Below are 1,913 nucleotides of genomic sequence, written 5' to 3' on the forward strand. Positions count from 1 at the left end.
AGTGTATTCAGAAGAGGACTTAATAAAGTGAGAGAGATGATTAAAAGTGTTGATTTCAAAGACTTTACAAAGATGATTTCTCATTTTAGGATGAACTATCTAAAAATCATCGGGTAGAGTACAGGCGGTTTTATCCAAGAAACAGATTTTTTAGCATGGTTAAATCAAAATGAAAACTTAATACCACAGACCAAGATCAGGTTTGTCTCTTGTAATACAGCTACAGATGCTGAAAAAGGTTCGAATATAGCAAAAAGACTTGCTCAAAATGATACAAAAAATCGTACATTTATAGGAGCTGAAGGTGATGCCTTTGTGCACTCAGATGGAACAATAACAGTAGGAAGCCCTGAAGGTACTGGAAACTGGAAGTCTTATTCTAGTGAAGGAGAAGAAATAATCATAAGCAGTAATAAACATGTTATTGAAGATTATGTGAGATTAGGGGGGGATAATCCAATTAATAAAAAATTATCATTTTCTGAGAAATCAAAATTATTCTTAAAAAAAGATAATGCTCTGTTAACTTACGTAAGAGATGATGGTATAATTTATATGCATAGAGCTCCTTCAAATAAAGACCTTCCAACAGGTTTAGCTGATGAGTTAACATTTAGTTTTAAATATAAAACGGGTAATAATACCAATAGTAAAGATGTTTTTGGTACAATAGGATTAAGTGATGAAGGGTACTTAGTTGGAAATCTAAAAAAGACAACTGGTATGAATAATCAACAGATAAAAAGAGTATCTGAGGATGCTCTTGACATGTCACTTCACCACTATACACAAAATGGAAATGAAGTAAAAGGTATTAAGGCCTTATGGGTTAAAAATTCAGATTTATACCCAAATTTGCCGGATAATAAATCTATAAACCTTATTCGTTTTGAAAATGCATTAGAAAAAATGGATAAAACAGAGGCTGCATTTGAAACTGTTACAGGGAGTTATTCTAAATCAAGAGATTTTAAAAGAGTTCTAGAGATAAAAAAATTCACAGAATTAGAAGATGGTTTTTATGGATATGAAATAATATTTGGTAAATAAAACAATAAATGTATGTTAAAAAACCTTCATGAGAAAAGATTAAGTATTTTAGATGAAAGTCAGTACGTTACTGAAGTGATGGATCCAATACATGATTTTTTAAGAGAAAAAGTGGGACGTGCTATCATACTATTAAATAATAGTAGAATATTAATTAGAAAAGGTTCTCAAAAAGATCTTAAATCTGGTTTAAATGAATATGAGGAGTTCAAGTTATTATGGCTTAAATTAACTTTGGATATAGGTTTTTTAAAGGAGAAACTACCTAAAGATAAAAGTATCTTGGCAATTGAAGAGTTACTAGATAAATCGGTAAATCGAAAACTTCAATCTAAAATTCCATTACCTGCTAAAAGTTACCTTAATGATTTGAAGGTTGATGTATCAGATATTGATTGGATTATAAAGAAAATAAAAGATTATTCAGGCAAGTACTCTCAAGTATATACCTCAACGAGAATTAATTATTTATTGAAAATAAAGAAATAAAATCTCAATTGTTCTTGTTGTAAAGCAATAATGTTACCAGGAACTTATCTTTTAAAAAAGTTTTAAATTTTTGCAATGCAAAATAATAAAACCCCAATCATGCTTTTTATAAGTATGATTGGGGTTTGTTTTTTTTCCACTGTTCTAAGGTGCCGTATTAAAATTCAAGTAAACTCATAGGATTTTTTTGAGATTTTTAAATTACTTTTCATGATCGAGAGTTTCAAAGGTTGTATTACTGGTAATTTCGTCATGAGAAATTTTGAATTTTTAGATTAATTTCTCCTTTAATATATCGAAATGTTATTCCATTTTATCAAAAACCAATTATGGAGAATTAAATAAGAAACTATTGGCCTATCGTGCTAATTCTA

2 protein-coding genes are annotated in these 1,913 nt (G+C 29.0%); both read left to right on the top strand.

Features of this window, described 5'->3' with window-relative positions; all coding sequences use genetic code 11:
- Positions 1-315: 315 nt before the first annotated feature.
- Positions 316-1,050 (top strand): hypothetical protein, encoded by a 735-nt coding sequence (locus tag HHU12_RS33685; RefSeq protein WP_169661113.1) that lies wholly within the window; start codon positions 316-318, stop codon positions 1,048-1,050.
- A gap of 12 nt (positions 1,051-1,062) precedes the next feature.
- Positions 1,063-1,539 (top strand): hypothetical protein, encoded by a 477-nt coding sequence (locus tag HHU12_RS33690; RefSeq protein ID WP_169661114.1) that lies wholly within the window; start codon positions 1,063-1,065, stop codon positions 1,537-1,539.
- Positions 1,540-1,913: the final 374 nt, after the last annotated feature.

The sequence above is a fragment of the Flammeovirga aprica JL-4 genome (genome assembly GCF_012844305.1).
Classification (GTDB): Bacteria; Bacteroidota; Bacteroidia; order Cytophagales; family Flammeovirgaceae; genus Flammeovirga; species Flammeovirga aprica.

Coding starts and splice junctions, on each gene's coding strand:
- HHU12_RS33690 (WP_169661114.1), top strand. CDS start 1,063: ATGTTAAAAAACCTTCATGAGAAAAGATTAAGTATTTTAGATGAAAGT.